The organism is Sneathiella sp., from assembly GCF_036960985.1.
In the GTDB taxonomy this organism is placed as follows: Bacteria; Pseudomonadota; Alphaproteobacteria; order Sneathiellales; family Sneathiellaceae; genus Sneathiella.
On the sequence record NZ_JBALWD010000028.1, the window covers coordinates 41,216 to 57,977 of the forward strand.

Below are 16,762 nucleotides of genomic sequence, written 5' to 3' on the forward strand. Positions count from 1 at the left end.
CCTTTTCTGAATGCGCGCCCACGCTATTAGTAAACAGTTGAATGTATACGCCATTAAATCAAGAGAAAAATTTGAATGTCTATCGGTTACCGTTTGCCAATGACTTGGCTTCGGGAAGATGTCGCAACTGCATCATCGCAAGAACACCCAGTAAGGGGCCGATCGCCAACGGTGCGAAAGCATACTTCCAAGATACAATGTCTGCTAATAACGGGACGAGATGAATGGTGGTGAGACTGATTAAAAACCCTACACAGGTTTGGATGGTCAGCATTGTCCCCATCATGTTTTTAGGGCTCAGTTCAATAATGCAGGTTGAGAATTGAGCGGAGTCCGCGACGACGGACATGCCCCAAATCAAGCAAATAATAACGAGAAGAATAGGGCTTCCACCAAAAAACAGTCCAACAATCAGCGCGCAAGAGCCACTGATAGCCATTGCCAATATTGTGATAGTTGTTCGGCCTAGGCGGTCTGCGGCGATGCCGGCAGCCAGACTTCCTAACCCTCCAACGGCGATCGTTGCAAATGTTGCGAGATTTGCACCAAACCGGGCATCAGTCATATTGGTCAACTGAAAGCTTTCGTATAGAAAAACGCCTATCCAAGCCCACATCGCGTATAGCTCCCACATGTGGCCAAAATATCCAAAATTTGCTAATCGCAATGGTTTGTATTTCCAGGCATATAAGGCCAATGACAAATCGAGGGGTGGTGCCTTCGGAATATCATGACCAAGGGATACAAACCGGATTAAAAATGCGGAGATGAGTGCCAGCCCGCTTCCGGCAATTAGCGGAGCTCGCCAGTCGAAACCCGAAGTGCCTAGCAAATTTAGAATATGTGGAAAAGCACTCCCTAGTGTTAAAGCTCCAACCAGCAAGCCGACGAGCAGGCCGGTATCATTCTTCGCCCAGGTCGAAACCATCTTCATACCAATGGGATAAACGCCAGCCATACAGACACCAGTTAGCAGCCTTAGGAGGATCACTTCAGGCGATAGCGGATCTAACAGAACTATCGAAACATTTGCTAGTGCCGCAATTACAGTCGATATCGCAAAAAAGGTTTTCGGCGGCATGCGATCTGCGAGACTAAACAAAGCACTGAGAAGTGTGCCAATCACGAAACCAATTGCTACACTGCTGGAAAAGAGAGAGGCGTGAAAACCGCCCAACCCAAATTCGGTTTTCAAGACAGGTATAAGAGCGGTTGCTGAAAACCAAAGGGATAAGGCAAGAACCTGACAAAACGCTAACAGGCTAACGGCTTGCCATTTTTTTTGAGGAGATATTTCAGCCAATTTCCTAGAACAATCGGTTGTGAAAGAATAATGGACTATTCAAAATATTAGTCACGCAACTTATACCGTTGGATCTTCCCCGTTGCCGTTTTCGGAAGCTCGTCAACGAAATCTATCCATCTGGGATATTTGTACGCCGCCAATTTGGATTTCGCATATTCTTGAAGGTCCTTGCGCATGTGGTCCTGATCGATGCTGGAATTTTTCAAGACTATTACGGCTTTTGGCTTTATCAGGTCGTCCGCATCCGCTTTACCGATGACGGCCACTTCCAAAACAGCGTCATGTTCGATCAGGGCTCCTTCAACTTCAAATGGCGAAACATAGATACCGCCGACTTTCAACATGTCATCGGTTCGACCGCAGTAAATATAGTAACCTTCATCATCTTGTCGGTATTTATCGCCTGCACGTGTCCAAGGCCCTTGAAAGGTATCGAGGCTTTTTGATCGTTGGTTCCAATACATCAGGCCGCTGGATGGGCCAGAAATTTCCAGAGCACCCATTTCACCTTTAGCGACCGCGAGCCCGTCGTCGCCGGTCAATCGTATGTCATAGCCTTCGACGGCCTTTCCCGTCGCGCCAGGCCGAACATCTCCGGGTCTATTTGAGATAAAAATATGCAACATTTCTGTGCTGCCGATCCCGTCCAGAATGTCGACGCCGACATGACGTTGCCATCGCGATAACAAATCCGCTGGTAGAGCTTCTCCGGCTGATGTGCAAACCCTGAGATGATGCTCACCAGATTTTGGCAGAACATCACTCGCCAGCAACATGCCGAAAAGCGTGGGGACACCATAGAAGATTGTTGGGGATTGATTGCGGAGTATGTGGCAAATGGCTTCGGGTGTTGGTGGACCTTCCAAAAGAATTACTGTTGCCCCGACGGAAAAAGGAAATGTTAGGCCGTTTCCTAAACCATAAGCGAAGAACAGTTTAGCCGCTGAAAACATGATATCATCTTCACGAATACCCAGCGTCTGTTCGCCATATAGATCGGCGGTTGCCCTCAGGTTTCCGTGCAAATGAACAGTGCCTTTGGGCATACCTGTTGTGCCGGAGGTATAAAGCCAAAAGCACATATCATCGTGGCGAGTCTTTGCCGCCGAAAACTCTGTATTTTCGACTTCCAGCAACGTTGAAAAATTATTCTCCGTTCCGATTTTTTTGCCGGAAATAACAATTGTTTTCAAGGCGCGGTGGTCATCTACATGATTTTCGAAGAGTGGGAATAAATCGTCAGAAACGATGAGAGCGGTCGCACGGCTGTCATTCAAAATATACTTGTAATCTTTTTCCGTGAGGCGGGTATTGATAGGGACGGGAATAACACCCGCCTTAATGGCTCCTAAAAATGCTACCGGAAGATCAAACGTGTCATTGAGGCAAAGGACGATGCGTTGTTCCTGTTCCACGCCCATGTCTTTTAAAGTATTGGCGAAGCGATTAACATTATTACTTAAATCTTGATAGGTATGGGAGCCGCGGGAATCGATGACAGCTGTCTTACTGCCGCGCCCAGCCTCAATATTATGATCGATCAAGTCAACTGCCGCGTTAAAGTGCAGCGTCGATCTATCGTCGATATTTGGCATTTTGTTCTCCCAATAGTTCATAAGCCTTGGGTTATTAATTCCCTTTTGGCTTAAACCGCGCGCCCGCTTTGAACTCTATCGTTACTTATGTTTTGTCAGCAAGCAAAAGAAACGAACTCTTACATTCTATGGAGTTTTTCTAGCCATTCCTCCGCCCATTCACCGGCCTGGTCTTCCGGCAATTCACCGGATGATGCGTCATGTTTCATGATGTCACCGATCCGCTTGGCCCCAAATTTCCCAAGTGCTTCGTCAAAAAGGACGCCGGCATTGCAAAAGGTTTGATCGTAAGTGATGTCGCCAAGAGCGAATACTCCATACTTAATGTTCCCCAAATCTATTTCAGACGCTTCAAGATCATCCATAAATGCCTGGCCATTATCCGGTACATCTCCTTGTCCGTAGGTCGATGTGCAAATTACGTATGCGGCTCCGGTCTCAAAAACATCCGCAGCAAGATCATCCATCAGCAATATTTCAGTATCTTTCCCTTTTGCATTGAGGGCGTCAGCGATTTCGTCGGCGACAAGCTCAGCTGTGCCGGTCATAGTGCTGACAAGAATTTTAATGCTGTCGACCAATGCCATTTTTCTCCAAATAAAACTACTCAAGTCAGGAAATAGGAAATATAATGCATCTTGTCCAGTATTTTATGAAGAGAGTGCGAATATATGGCGGCCACTAATCATGCGGCAGATCTATCGCGACGGGAAGACGCCTCAGCAGTCGACTATTTAACAGAACTTGGCGCACGCGTTCGAGCGGCGCGCGCGCGCCGCGGGATGACACGTAAAATACTTGCGAATGACTCCGGCGTGTCAGAGCGTTATTTGGCGAAACTCGAAACCGGAGAGGGAAATATTTCGGTGCTCGTGCTTCGTCAAATAGCTGATGCGATGGATATGAAGATGTTAGATCTTGTTTCTGTAGGAGAGCAATTGAGTCCGCAAATGCAATCGCTTTATCAGTTGGCCCGACAAATGACGGACCAAGAATTGGCCCAGGCTAATTTGATTCTGAAGGAAGCAATGGGTCGTAAGGCCGGCAGGGCAAAAGCGAAACGAATATCCCTGATTGGATTAAGGGGCGCTGGCAAATCAACGCTTGGTCCCCTTTTATCAGAAAAATTAGGATTCGAATTTGTAGAATTAAACAAGCGCATTGAAAATGAGTTCGGGGCGACACTTGCGGAAATTTTCTCACTGGCAGGCCAGCCCTCATTCCGGCGGTTCGAACGTCGCTGTCTGCAGGACATCATCGATAGTCATGACAATATCGTTATTTCCACCGGTGGCAGTATTGTCGCTGATGAGAAAACCTTTTCACTGCTTTTACAGCACACACACGTGATTTGGTTGCAGGCAACTCCAGATGAACATATGTCCCGCGTTGTCGAACAAGGGGATTTGCGGCCAATGGCTGGTAGCGAGGAAGCTATGGCTGACTTAAGGCAAATTTTGTCTGCGCGGGAGCCGCTATACGGGCGTGCCGATGATGTTTGTAATACCGCGGGACGCACTGTCAACGAAACAGCGCAGGATTTACACCAGATAGCAGAGCGGCTGCTTACATCTGTTTCTGCCCAATCAGCTTGACATGCACTAAAGTGCACTTTATGTAATGGAAATATAATTCCGAAAAACGGGAACCTTGATCATGATCACATTCGACGCACATCCGGACCATTATCGTCACTGGACACTGAAAGTTGACGGTCCTATTGCTCGGTTGATCTTGGAAGTAGATGAAGACGCGGGTCTTATGCCTGGGTACCAGCTGAAACTAAATTCTTATGATCTCGGGGTGGACATTGAACTCCATGATGCTTTACAGCGGATTCGCTTCGAACACCCAACAGTCCGTACTGTAATTGTAACCAGTGGAATGGACAAAATGTTCTGTGCTGGTGCGAATATCTACATGCTTGGAACCTCGTCCCATGGCTGGAAGGTGAATTTTTGTAAATTCACCAACGAAACCCGAAATAGCATGGAAGATAGCAGTGAAAAATCCGGAATAAAATTTTTGGCGGCATGCAATGGAACAACAGCCGGCGGCGGATATGAGCTGGCCCTGGCCTGCGATGAAATTTTTCTGATCGATGACCGCTCGAGTGCCGTCAGTTTGCCGGAAGTACCCTTGTTGGGCGTCTTGCCTGGCACGGGTGGCTTGACACGAATTACGGAAAAAAGAAAAGTTCGGCGGGATCTGGCAGATGTATTTTGTACCAATCCGGATGGTGTGAGGGGGCGACGTGCCAAGGAATGGAAATTTGTCGATGAGGTCGTTCCCAAAAATTCGTTCGATGTAAAAGTAAATGCAAGGGCTGAAGAACTTGGTGCAGACAGTTCTCGCCCTGAAAAGGCTAACGGAATTTTATTAACTCCCCTCGATCGTATAGTTGATGATGCTGGATATCATTATTCACATGTGAAAGCCGAAGTAGATAAACAAGGACGTACAGCAACAATAACCGTTGAAGCGCCGACGGACGACATCGCCGATAACATCGAGGATATTCATTCTGCTGCTGCAAATTGGTGGCCCTTATTAATGGCTCGTGAACTTGATGACGCCATTCTCCTTCTTCGAACAAATAATGAAGAAATAGGCACGATCCTGCTCAAGACGAAAGGTGATCATAAAAAAGTACTGGCGACGGATGCCATATTATCTAAGCATCAGTCGGACTGGTTCGTCAGGGAGGTCATCGGCATGATGCGACGAACATTTGCCCGTCTTGATGTCTCCTCGCGCAGTCTATTTGCTTTGGTGGAGGAAAACTCATGTTTTGCTGGATGTCTGTACGAATTAGCCCTTTCGGCCGATCGTATTTATATGCTGGATATTACTCAAGAAGAAGGTGAGCCGACGAATATTGCTCTCAGTGAAATGAACTTTGGTGGCCTGGAAATGGTCAATGATCGGACGCGCCTTGGAAACCGCTTTTATGAGGATGAGAACATACTCAGCATTCTTAAGCAGCAAGTTGGGGTGGATATTGGCGCAGCGGATGCGGAAGAAAAAGGACTTGTGACATTCATTCCTGACGATATCGATTGGGAAGAAGAAATCAGGCTTTTGGTGGAAGAACGGGCAAGCCTGTCTCCGGACGCATTGACAGGGATGGAGGCCAATCTCAGATTTGGTGGGCCAGAGAACGCGGCGACTAAAATCTTTGGCCGCCTTTCAGCGTGGCAAAACTGGATATTCAATCGACCAAATGCTGTCGGGGAAAAAGGTGCCTTGAAATTGTTTGGTAGTGGCACGAAAGCAGAATTTGACCGAAGGAGAGTATAATGGCAATCAATTATCAGGAAAGAATCCCCAATAATGTCGATTTAGGAAATGATCGCCGTTTGCAGCGAGCCTTAGAGCATTGGCAACCGCGATTCCTGGATTGGTGGCAGGAGCTGGGACCGGAAGGTTTCCAGACGAAAGATGTTTACTTAAGAACTGCGACATCCGTAGATGCGAAGGGCTGGGCAACTTTCGGGGCGGTCAAAATGCCGGACTACCGCTGGGGTATATTTCTTGCGGATCAAGTAAATGATCGGACCATCGGATTTGGTGATGATTTCGGAAAACCGGTCTGGCAACAAGTCCCAGGGGAATATCGCTCCATCTTGCGTCGCCTAATTGTAACACAAGGAGATACGGAGCCGGCGTCTGTCGAACAACAACGCTTGCTGGGGCTTACGTGCCCTTCCTTATTTGATTTACGCAATTTATTTCAAGTGAATGTAGAAGAGGGGCGACATCTTTGGGCAATGGTCTATCTGCTGCATGCTTATTTTGGCAGGGATGGTCGGGAAGAAGCCGAAGATTTGCTGATGCGCCATTCCGGAAGTGAAGATAATCCTAGGATACTAGGGACCTTTAACGAACCAATTAGCGACTGGTTATCATTTTTCATGTTCACGTATTTTACCGATAGAGACGGAAAGTATCAGTTGAAATGTTTGGCAGAATCCTCTTTTGATCCTTTGGCGCGTACCTGCCGTTTCATGCTGACGGAAGAAGCACATCATATGTATGTCGGCGAAACGGGGATTAGTCGTATCGTCAAACGCACTATCAATAAAATGACAGAGCTCAAGACAGATGATCCGGCCACTTTGCGCAAAGCTGGCGTCATCGATTTACCTTTACTACAAAGATATGTGAATTTCTGGTTTTCCTCCTGTATGGATTTATTTGGAGCGGAGATTTCATCTAACGCGGCTATAAGCTTTGCGAACGGCATTAAAGGCCGGCCAGATGAGAAACAATATGAGGACCATATCGCGAAAGACACCAGTTTGGAGCTTGAGGTTCCAGACGATAAAGGCGGCGTTCGCTTGGAAGAAATTGCGGTACGAAGCGCGGTTAATGACCAGGTGAGAAATGCTTATATCAAAGATTGTCAGGTCGGCGTTACACGCTGGAACCGATTAATCAAGAAAGCAGGATTTGATTTCGAAATTGCACTACCCTCCAACCGCTTTCGCCGTAACATAGGTGCCTGGGCGGGCCAAAGTGTAACCCCAAAAGGGGATTACCTGTCAGAAGAAGAATACCATAGACGGCATGACGAGTTTTTGCCGTCAGATGATGACCGGACATATGTCCAGAGCCTAATGCAGCAAGTAACCGAACCCGGAAAAATGGCGGGCTGGATTGCGGCTCCGGATCGCGGCATCAACAATATGCCTATTGATTACGAGTATGTGAATTTGAAGTAATGCGCCGCAATTCAGATACTACCGTCCGTTTCTATTACTAGTATACGGGCGGTACCAATGGGAAAAGCCTTGTGTTCGTCGCCCGCCTCAGCATGGAATATTTCACCGGCTTGTAAGGAAAATATCTTTTCCTTCGATGCTTCACGAACATGCATATTGACTGTGCCTTGAAGCACCACAAATACTTCGGGACCATCATTAATATGCCAAATATATGGCTCATCCGTCCAATGTAGCCGGACAGAGGCATTCTTTATTTTCTCGATATCCATTGCGTCCCAGGCTTTGTCACCGATAAAATCCGTTGGCTTTATTACGCGCATATCTGCTTTCCTTTTTTATCGTTTTCTTGTTTGATATGACGTATTCGAAAATGTGTGATTTGCCAAAGGATATTTGCCATGATTATCGAAACTGAAAGGCTTCGATTGCGCCCGTTTCGTGAAGCTGATTTTCCAGTCATTACCGCTTATGCCACCGATCCTGTATTTTACCAATACCTCCCTATTGAGGAACAAACAGAAGAAACCCTTCGCATTTTTTTCGCCGAGCGAATGGCTGACCAAGAGCAAAAGTCGAAAACAAGGCGGACTTTTGCAGTTGCCCTAAAAGCGGACGACAGGATTTTTGGGACTATCAGACTTGGCATCTTTGACGAAAAGGAACGATTTGCCGATATCGGTTATGCGATGGATCTTGCCCGGCAAGGGCATGGGTTTATGGCTGAAGCTGTGCAGCGGGTGCTATATTATGGCTTTTTGGAACTTGATATGCTGCAAATATGGGCAACGGTCGATAAAGAAAATTCAAGATCCTGGAAACTTATGGAGAGCTTGGGCATGCGGCGCTCAAGCGGATTGCCGTTGGGATTGGATTTTCCCTCCGGATTTGAGCAAGATTTTGCCTACAGCATTTCAAAAACCGAATTTACGCAGTCGAAAACTAGTGAATACTAATCTTAGAAATTAGGCCTTGATTTCACCGTGCTTTCACGTTTCTTGATACTGCCCCACCATCGCGACAGTTTGGGGTAATCAGATAGCATAGCGCGTCCTTCTTTCGTGACCGTAAAACAATCCATCATCGGGACAAGATGTGCATCGGCCAAAGAATAAGTATCTCCAACTAAAAACGCGTCATCACCCGAAATATTTTCAATTGCAGCAAGAAAGCGGGCCGAATTTTGTAGCCCTTGTTGCAATATTTCCGTATTTGTCGTTTCTCCGGAAACGGGCTTTTCTGAACTTTCAACATAAACCTGCCAAACAAGCGGCTTATACCCATAGTTGTCAATCACTGCCACTATTTGTCGCATTCTGGCTCGCCCGATTGCATCGCCCGGCAACAATGTTGGATTCGGAAAACGGTCTTCCAAATATTCGGTGATAGCCCGTGTTTCGTATAGAACCAGATTATCGTGTTGTAGAACAGGAACACGCTTAAAAGGGTGCAATTTCAAATATTGAGGGGAGAGGTCATCTGCAAAAGGATTGACCTCTTCATGTTCACATTCAAGCGCCTTTTCCGTCACTATAATAACGGCGATCCGACCATATGCGCTTCTATGATAGTTGTATAATTTCAGCACGGTAATCCTTCACCAAGTTTTTGTCGGAAGTTGTCATTTCCAATAAGTCTTGGCTCTAGGATTTAATATGAAACATCAGACTTTTAATGTCAAATCCGCGCGACGAACAGCCCTTTCAGGTGCCATTGGAAGCGTCATGGAGTGGTATGATTTCGCGATTTTTGTTTATCTAGCCCCAGTTATCAGCAGCCTTTTCTTTCCGTCTAAAGACTCAGTTGGTTCGCTAACAGCCACTTACGCAATTTTCGCTTTCGGTTTTATATCACGACCGTTCGGTGCCTTTGTCTATGGCCATATCGGAGATAGTATGGGGCGTAAACCGGTATTAATACTGTCCGTCGCAATGATGGGAGGCGCAACATTTTGTGTCGGTTTGTTACCGACCTTTGATCAACTTGGCCCAATGGCTGTTGTTGCCCTTATTGTTCTTCGTATATTTCAGGGGTTTTCTGTAGGCGGTGAATTTCCAGGTTCAACGGCATTTATCATTGAACTTTCGCCCCCTGAAAAGCGCGGGTTTTTTGGTAGCTGGATTGTTAGCGGTAGCGGAATTGGATTTCTTATTGGATCTGCATCTGCTGTCTTTACGGCTTATATATTGGGTCCAGAAGATTTAGCAGACTGGGGATGGAGAATTCCCTTTCTGGGCGGAGGAGTTATAGCGATTGTTGCCTATTACTTTCGATCTGGCATCGACGAAACCCATCAAAATAAAGAGGCCGTCGCTGACAAAGGAAGTCCGTTGCTCGTCGCATTTCAAGAGCACTGGTTGGATATGCTCCGAGTAGGAGGGCTGGCTTTGACGGTCAATGCTGGTTTCTACCTGATGTTTGTCTACGCAATCACGTATTTGACTAATAACCTGCATCTTTCTGCGACCTCAGTGATGGGAATAAATACACTATGTCTTCTTGCAATCGCCTTTTGCCCTCTTTGTTTTTCAATACTGAGTGACAAAATCGGCCGCAAACCGATATTACTTTTTGGAACCATCAGTATACTGTTACTATCTTGGCCGCTCTTTTGGCTTTTAAACCACAACAATTTGTACTTCGTCTTTTTTGGGCTTTTTGGTTTTGCCGTAATATTTTCGATGGTTTTTTCGATTAATCCGGCAGTTATGGCGGAGATACTTCCGCATAAAATCCGAGTTAGTACCTTGTCGGTGGCCTACAATTTGACTTTAACCTTCTTCGGCGGAACTGCGCCCTTAATTGCTTTGTTTCTGGTGACTTGGACTGGAAGCGAGTTCTCGCCGGTATATTATTTGATGGGCCTCTCGATCGTTAGTTTGGTGACAATATTTTCGATACCGGAAACAGGTGGTAGAAAATTGCGAGATTAAGTGGATTTTCATGTTGTGTATATTATCCTTTGTCACGCGATTTTTGCAGCCAGCTTTTCACTTTTTATGATACTTAAATTTAGAACGATTTTTATATGGGAGTGACGAATGACGGCCGCGTCATATAATACTAAGTATGTGAGGCGAACAGCCTTTTCCGGAGCTGTCGGCAACGTTATGGAATGGTATGACTTCGCCGTCTATGCCTATTTGGCGCCCGTCCTCAGTAATTTGTTTTTCCCATCTGACGACGCTTTTATATCCCTAATGGCAACATTTGGCACGTTCGCCGCGGGATATGTTTCTCGGCCTTTAGGCGCGATAATTTTTGGGCACATTGGTGACAAAATGGGGCGAAAGCCGGTTTTGATACTTTCTGTTGTTGTAATGGGAGGTGCGACAGTGGGTGTCGGCCTGCTGCCGACAACTGAACAAATTGGGATCTATGCCGCCGTTGCTCTTGTGTGTTTACGTATTTTTCAGGGATTGTCTGTTGGGGGTGAGTATACAGGATCGGCAGCATTTGTTGCCGAACTTTCGCCCCCGGAAAAACGAGGATTTTATGCAAGTTGGATTTTCAGCGGCAGTTTTTTCGGTTTTCTCTTGGGCTCAGCTGTTGCCGCTATTTTTACTAACTTTATAGATGAAGCGACGCTAAATGGATGGGCATGGCGTATTCCTTTTATAGGTGGCGGCGTCATTGGCATAATGGCGTTCTATTTTCGATCGCGCATAGATGAACCAGAAAGCGTTAAAGAAAGAACCGTTGTAGACGGAATTCCTTTACTAGTTGCCTTACGCGATCACTGGTTGGATATGCTCCGTATCGCCGGACTAGCTGTTACAGTGAATGTAGGATTTTATCTTATGTTTGTTTATGCGATTACGTTTCTTACAAATAAAGTGCATCTTTCCAACATAGCAGCGATGACAATAAATACCGTTTGTCTGGTATTTGTCGCGGTATTTTTGTTGGGATTCGCTATTCTCAGTGATAAAGTCGGCCGAAAACCTGTGCTGCTTGTTGGAACGTTTGGTATTTTGTTTCTTTCTTGGCCCCTATTTTGGTTGATGGATCACCATAACATTGTCTATGTATTTTTCGGGCAATTCGGCTTTGCCGTTCTATTCTCGATGGTGTTTTCTGTTAACGCCGCGGTTATGCCAGAAATTCTTTCTCGTAAAGTTAGAATTAGCGCTTTATCGGTCGCCTATAATGTAACCTTGTCGATATTTGGCGGTACGGCGCCAATCGTTGCGCTGTATTTGGTTAATCGAACCAATGACGATTTTTCACCGGTATATTATCTAATGGGCTTGGCGGTTCTCAGCCTGGTAGCGATATTCTCCATATCGGAAACGGCGGGAAAAAAGCTTCGAGATTAGTTCATGGTAGATTGATACAAACATCATACGTATCTGAAACAAATGAAATTTGTTTTCCTGTATTCAGACAACAAGCTGCAACATAGCTCCCCTAAATTTACGTCTAGTTACGGAATAACTTTAGATGGAGAATGTATCATGATCGCGACACAACCAGACTACACGGCAATTAAAACTAAACAGCAGGCAACTTGGGGCTCTGGCGATTATGCCACGGTGGGAACCACACTTAATATCGTTGGAGAGCAGCTTTGTGAGGCAATGGATCTGCATTCCGGCCAAACTGTCTTGGATGTTGCTGCCGGAAATGGAAACGCTACTCTAGCGGCCGCCCGACGATGGTGCGAAGTAACTTCGACGGACTATGTTGAGTCTCTTCTAGCGCGCGGGAAGGAGAGGGCGGACGCAGATCGGCTTGAAGTGGCTTTCCAGCAGGCTGATGCTGAAGAACTTCCTTTTGAAACCGGAAGTTTTGACGCGGTCATGTCAACCTTTGGCGTAATGTTTACACCAAATCAGATGCAGTCCTCCTCGGAAATGGCACGGGTATGCCGTTCGGGTGGAAAAATCGGCATGGCCAATTGGACACCCGAAAGTTTCATTGGCCATCTTTTCAAAACGATCGGAAAACATGTGCCGCCGCCAGCTGGAGTTCAATCACCAGCCCTTTGGGGAACTAAAGATCGTTTGGCTGAAATGTTTGGTGAAAGTGCAACAACGATAGAAATTACTTCTCGCCTGTTTAATTTTCGGTACCGATCAACTGATCATTTTTTGGATGTTTTTCGCAATCTATATGGCCCGGTTCACAAGGCTTTCAGTGCGCTGGATGCCGCGAGCCAGGAAGCTCTTACAAGGGACATAACAGGTCTCGTTGAAACCTTTAATGTCGCGACAGATGGTACAATGATCGTTCCGGCGGAATATGCGGAAGTCGTCATTACCAAAAAATAGTCATTTCAATTTCAAGATAATGGGCTCTGGGAGAAAATATCCCGGAGCTTTTTACTCATATTGCGGCACATGATACTGATCTCTAAAGCGTACTTTTTTCTTGCATGAATTTGGCATCTCCCGCATAACGCGGCACCTGAGGTTATGGGTGGTTTATCGTAAGAAATTGGGCGAAGTTTGATGAGAGATACTCTCGAGAAAATTGATATAAAAAGCGAGCAGGCGGATGAACGTCTTGACTACTTTGTTCACAAAGACGGACTGGTTTTCGCAGGTACGCATCTTATTGTCGATTTATGGGGCGCTAAAGGCCTCAATGATTCGGATCTCATTGAATCAACATTGCGACAGTGCGCCGAGATCGCCGGCGCAACTATCCTACATTTCCATATGCATGCTTTCGAACCCGATGGGTTGTCGGGTGTTCTGGTACTCGCAGAAAGCCATATAAGTTTCCATAGCTGGCCTGAACGTGGATTTATGGCTTTGGATATTTTTATGTGCGGGGAGACAGATCCTCATAAAGCAATTCCGGTTTTAAAAGAAGCGTTCGAGCCGCAGACACTGCAGCTTAATGAATTGAAGCGGGGGATAGTAAATTGATGGAGCTGTTTGACGAGGGACTACACTCAGGCGTCAATTTGGCGTTGGATGTGGAAAATGTTCTCTATCGCGAAAAGACAGAATTACAAGACTTGATGATTTTCGAAAATAGTCAGTTTGGTCGAGTCATGTCGTTAGACGGGGCTATTCAAACGACGGAAAAAGACGAATTTATTTATCACGAAATGTTCGTTCATGTGCCAGTTTTTGCCCATGGTAACGTCAGGAAAGCATTAATTATTGGCGGGGGTGATGGCGGCGCGGCGCGGCAGTTTATGAAACATGATGGCATAGACGTCACCTTGGTCGATATTGATCGAACTGTGATAGAACTCAGTCAGAAGTTTATGCCGAGTATTTCAGGAGGCGCTTTCCAAGATCCGCGATTGAATGTCGTCATTGCGGACGGCTGCCAGTTCGTAAAGAACACAGATAAAAAATGGGATGTGATTGTCGTTGATAGTACAGATCCGCATGGCCCAGGAGAGGTCTTGTATACTGAAGAATTTTATTCAGATTGTAAGTCGTGTTTGTCCGAGGGAGGCATCATCGTAACACAGAACGGCGTACCCTTCGTTCAGGAGCCCGAGCTTCGGTCAAGTTACGATCGTCTGAATTCGCTGTTTTCGGATGTGAGTTTTTATCTGACAGCTATTCCAAGCTATGTTGGTGGCGCAATGGCTTTCGGTTGGGCTACAGATGATATAGCGCTTCGTAAATCGGCACTGTTGGGTTTAACCAATCGTTATGTGGAGGCCGGGATAGAAACGGACTACTACACACCTGAAGTGCATCAAGCGGCTTTTTCTTTGCCCCTGCATATTCAAAGGATGCTCACGAAGGACATTGCCTAGATCAGCATTCGACGACGTTTACAGCCAGCCCGCCCTGCGAAGTTTCTTTATATTTACTGAGCATATCGATACCGGTTTGACGCATGGTCTCAATAACCTCATCTAACGAAACCACGTGTGTACCGTCACCAGATAAAGCAAGCCGCGCTGCATTGATGGCTTTCATTGCCCCCATTGTGTTCCGTTCGATACATGGAATTTGAACCAATCCACCAATCGGATCACATGTCAGTCCTAAATTATGTTCCATGCCGATCTCTGCGGCATTTTCAACCTGCTCATTAGAGCCACCGAGGACTGCGGTTAGAGCACCAGCGGCCATGGAACAGGCTACACCAACTTCACCCTGGCATCCCATTTCCGCAGCGGAAATGGAGGCACGCTTTTTGTAAATTGCACCAATGGCCGAAGCTGTCAGGAGAAAATCCCGGCTGCCTTTTTCCGTAGCGCCGGGGCAAAAGCGTTGATAATATTTGAGGACTGCCGGGATGACGCCAGCCGCACCATTTGTGGGCGCAGTGACGACACGACCTCCCGCAGCATTTTCCTCATTAACAGCTAAGGCATATAAATTAACCCAGTCAAGAACAGTTAAAGGGTCGCGAGATGCCCGCTCTGGGTTTTCCATCAAATCCCTAAATAGCTGGTGGGCGCGACGTTTTACTTTTAGGCCACCCGGCAGGATACCTTCCGTTTCACATCCCCGCCGGATGCAATTGATCATGGCCTCAGTAACCTGGTCCAGAAATTCAAAGGTTTCTTTTTCCTTTCGCCAACAGGTCTCATTGGCGAGCATAATTTCGGCGATCGTTAATCCTGTTTCCTGACCGATCGCGAGTAATTCCGCAGCCGAGGTAAAAGGGTGGGGGAGTTGAATATTATGGCCGCGTGTTTCCGCCCGATCTCCCTCATCATGGGAAACCACATATCCGCCACCCACTGAAAAATATTCTTTTTGCAAGAGCAATTCGCCTTCGGCTGAAAATGCAGAAAACCGCATACCGTTGGCATGCTCGGGGAGAACCTCTTCTTTTAGGAATAGGAGGTTGTCTTCTTCATAAAACGGGATTTCATGATGGCCATCCAATAGGATCTTGTTGTATTCCCGAATTTCAGCAATGAGCGGTAAGACGTCTTCAGGATCTATTCCGGAGGGGCGAGCGCCGCTGAGTCCGAGTAAAATAGCGTGATCTGTCGCGTGACCGTGCCCGGTAAGGGCGAGGGAGCCATAGAGTTGAACCAGAACCCGATTGGTTGTATTCATGTGGGCTTGTAAAGTAAGTTGCTCAACAAACCGCTTCGCGGCCCTCATTGGCCCGACAGTATGTGAGCTGGAAGGGCCGATCCCGATAGTATAAAGGTCGGTCACACTGATATTGACATTTAGCTGTGATGTCGGATCCGAGGTTTTTGCCGGTTTAGAAGGCACTACTGGTGTTACGTTTCCAAGACCGCTTTTAGGTAAACTATTCATTTTGGCACCCCTTCTCCGTCCGGTCAAAACGACCAGCTCGTTAAACGATGCCCCCTCTGTCCGGGTACCTGAAAGATTACACCAGATCGTAAGTCTGGTTTACCTCTTCGGTGACGTGCAAGATTTTCACCTACACATACTCTCCAGAGCCTTCCCACCCAACGGTACTTTTTGCCTGAGAGTTTCCGGGGCGGTTGCTCCTTCGGCGCTGGCACGGCCAGTCTCTCCCATTGGGTAGATAAAGGTAAAATATAACAGTTTCTTTATCGAAACAAACCATAGACAGATTGGATTGGCATCTGTCAAGTTTCCTTTATACGGATGATCAGATTACCCTTGTCCTGCGGTTGCGCGACACTGCAGGCGACGGTATATACTTTACGCTCGCCATTTGTACGTCAACGGCTACCGTATTTAAGCACCCATAACGGTAGTAGTGCCGCAACATCAGCGCTTTTTTCATCAAGTTCGATAGCCGTTGTCATCATATTGTTGTTAAGGCGCACAATATGGCCATTAAACCGGCACATCTCAACCGACCCGACAGGTCCAAAGATTCCCTCAATCGGCATTTCTGTTTCGTAACCAGGTGGAATGCCATTTAGAAGTAGGCCACTTAAAGACCAGTTCTCGGTCGAATATTTTTTGCCCTTAATTTCAACGCTGAGGGTTGGATTGGAAACGCGAAAAGCGTCTCTTTTTTCGAATCGGTCCGGGGCAGTTTCGTTTTCGATATATTTTACTTCTGTCTGCAGCACTTGACTCTCCTGAGCATAGATTGATTTGCTGATATGTATAATGCAGCCTTCATGCCAAATATCTGTGGTGCCGGATTAACGGTAATAATGGCGGAAATAGTGGTTTTCGAGGTGTTTAGGCGAGATCCGTATTATCAATTGTGATTGTGGTCAGCAGGATATTTTTGCCGACCGG

At 46.6% G+C, this 16,762-nt stretch carries 16 protein-coding genes and 2 riboswitches; of the genes, 9 read left to right on the forward strand and 7 right to left on the reverse strand.

From position 1 onward, the window contains the following. Nucleotides 1–79: 79 nt before the first annotated feature. The 3 genes from V7723_RS14825 to V7723_RS14835 all read right to left on the reverse strand — a co-directional run bounded on the left by V7723_RS14825 (nucleotide 80) and on the right by V7723_RS14835 (nucleotide 3,488). Complete coding sequence (locus V7723_RS14825; protein ID WP_335685266.1) at nucleotides 80–1,303, reverse strand: MFS transporter; 1,224 nt, start codon at nucleotides 1,301–1,303, stop codon at nucleotides 80–82. A gap of 47 nt (nucleotides 1,304–1,350) precedes the next feature. Further along, entirely contained in the window at nucleotides 1,351–2,901 is a 1,551-nt protein-coding gene (locus V7723_RS14830) for a benzoate-CoA ligase family protein (protein WP_335685267.1), read from the reverse strand. A 119-nt stretch (nucleotides 2,902–3,020) separates the two neighbouring features. Then, nucleotides 3,021–3,488 (reverse strand): flavodoxin domain-containing protein, encoded by a 468-nt coding sequence (locus tag V7723_RS14835; RefSeq protein WP_335685268.1) that lies wholly within the window; start codon nucleotides 3,486–3,488, stop codon nucleotides 3,021–3,023. Nucleotides 3,489–3,572: 84 nt separating this feature from the next. Between V7723_RS14835 and V7723_RS14840 the strand changes: the two genes are divergently transcribed. The 3 genes from V7723_RS14840 to boxB all read left to right on the forward strand — a co-directional run bounded on the left by V7723_RS14840 (nucleotide 3,573) and on the right by boxB (nucleotide 7,625). After that, nucleotides 3,573–4,496, forward strand: a complete 924-nt coding sequence (locus V7723_RS14840; protein WP_335685269.1) for a helix-turn-helix transcriptional regulator — start codon at nucleotides 3,573–3,575, stop codon at nucleotides 4,494–4,496. A 61-nt stretch (nucleotides 4,497–4,557) separates the two neighbouring features. Next, nucleotides 4,558–6,201 carry a 2,3-epoxybenzoyl-CoA dihydrolase gene (gene boxC / locus V7723_RS14845; protein ID WP_335685270.1) on the forward strand — a complete coding sequence of 548 codons (1,644 nt, stop codon included), beginning with the start codon at nucleotides 4,558–4,560 and terminating at the stop codon, nucleotides 6,199–6,201. Further along, the gene (gene boxB / locus V7723_RS14850) at nucleotides 6,198–7,625 is read left to right on the forward strand and encodes a benzoyl-CoA 2,3-epoxidase subunit BoxB (RefSeq protein ID WP_443024236.1); all 1,428 of its coding nucleotides are present in this window, start codon (nucleotides 6,198–6,200) and stop codon (nucleotides 7,623–7,625) included. The genes boxC and boxB overlap by 4 nt, the downstream gene beginning before the upstream one ends. A gap of 11 nt (nucleotides 7,626–7,636) precedes the next feature. Here boxB and V7723_RS14855 read toward each other — a convergent pair whose 3' ends face one another. After that, a complete protein-coding gene (locus tag V7723_RS14855) occupies nucleotides 7,637–7,948 on the reverse strand; it encodes a cupin domain-containing protein (protein WP_335685272.1) in 312 nt (103 codons plus the stop codon). A gap of 78 nt (nucleotides 7,949–8,026) precedes the next feature. On the opposite strand from V7723_RS14855, the gene V7723_RS14860 reads away from it, so the two are divergent. Beyond that, on the forward strand, nucleotides 8,027–8,581 hold the full coding sequence (locus V7723_RS14860) for a GNAT family N-acetyltransferase (protein ID WP_335685273.1): 555 nt from the start codon (nucleotides 8,027–8,029) through the stop codon (nucleotides 8,579–8,581). Nucleotides 8,582–8,583: 2 nt separating this feature from the next. Here V7723_RS14860 and V7723_RS14865 read toward each other — a convergent pair whose 3' ends face one another. Then, nucleotides 8,584–9,213, reverse strand: a complete 630-nt coding sequence (locus V7723_RS14865) for a glutathione S-transferase family protein (protein ID WP_335685274.1) — start codon at nucleotides 9,211–9,213, stop codon at nucleotides 8,584–8,586. Nucleotides 9,214–9,280: 67 nt separating this feature from the next. Between V7723_RS14865 and V7723_RS14870 the strand changes: the two genes are divergently transcribed. The 5 genes from V7723_RS14870 to speE all read left to right on the forward strand — a co-directional run bounded on the left by V7723_RS14870 (nucleotide 9,281) and on the right by speE (nucleotide 14,355). Continuing rightward, the gene (locus V7723_RS14870; protein WP_335685275.1) at nucleotides 9,281–10,558 is read left to right on the forward strand and encodes an MFS transporter; all 1,278 of its coding nucleotides are present in this window, start codon (nucleotides 9,281–9,283) and stop codon (nucleotides 10,556–10,558) included. A 108-nt stretch (nucleotides 10,559–10,666) separates the two neighbouring features. After that, entirely contained in the window at nucleotides 10,667–11,944 is a 1,278-nt protein-coding gene (locus V7723_RS14875) for an MFS transporter (RefSeq protein ID WP_335685276.1), read from the forward strand. A 138-nt stretch (nucleotides 11,945–12,082) separates the two neighbouring features. Then, nucleotides 12,083–12,898 (forward strand): class I SAM-dependent methyltransferase, encoded by an 816-nt coding sequence (locus V7723_RS14880; protein WP_335685277.1) that lies wholly within the window; start codon nucleotides 12,083–12,085, stop codon nucleotides 12,896–12,898. Nucleotides 12,899–13,078: 180 nt separating this feature from the next. Next, nucleotides 13,079–13,501, forward strand: coding sequence for an adenosylmethionine decarboxylase (speD, locus tag V7723_RS14885; RefSeq protein WP_335685278.1), 423 nt, complete (start codon nucleotides 13,079–13,081; stop codon nucleotides 13,499–13,501). Further along, the gene (speE, locus tag V7723_RS14890) at nucleotides 13,501–14,355 is read left to right on the forward strand and encodes a polyamine aminopropyltransferase (protein ID WP_335685279.1); all 855 of its coding nucleotides are present in this window, start codon (nucleotides 13,501–13,503) and stop codon (nucleotides 14,353–14,355) included. The genes speD and speE overlap by 1 nt, the downstream gene beginning before the upstream one ends. Nucleotide 14,356: 1 nt before the next feature. Here speE and V7723_RS14895 read toward each other — a convergent pair whose 3' ends face one another. Together V7723_RS14895 and V7723_RS14900 are read right to left on the reverse strand one after the other, a co-directional pair. Continuing rightward, complete coding sequence (locus V7723_RS14895; RefSeq protein ID WP_335685280.1) at nucleotides 14,357–15,829, reverse strand: L-serine ammonia-lyase; 1,473 nt, start codon at nucleotides 15,827–15,829, stop codon at nucleotides 14,357–14,359. Nucleotides 15,830–15,883: 54 nt separating this feature from the next. Next, nucleotides 15,884–15,978: riboswitch (glycine riboswitch) on the reverse strand. A gap of 3 nt (nucleotides 15,979–15,981) precedes the next feature. Continuing rightward, a riboswitch (glycine riboswitch) is annotated at nucleotides 15,982–16,069 on the reverse strand. Between the two features lie 158 nt (nucleotides 16,070–16,227). Then, nucleotides 16,228–16,587 (reverse strand): hypothetical protein, encoded by a 360-nt coding sequence (locus V7723_RS14900; RefSeq protein ID WP_335685281.1) that lies wholly within the window; start codon nucleotides 16,585–16,587, stop codon nucleotides 16,228–16,230. Nucleotides 16,588–16,762 lie beyond the last annotated feature (175 nt).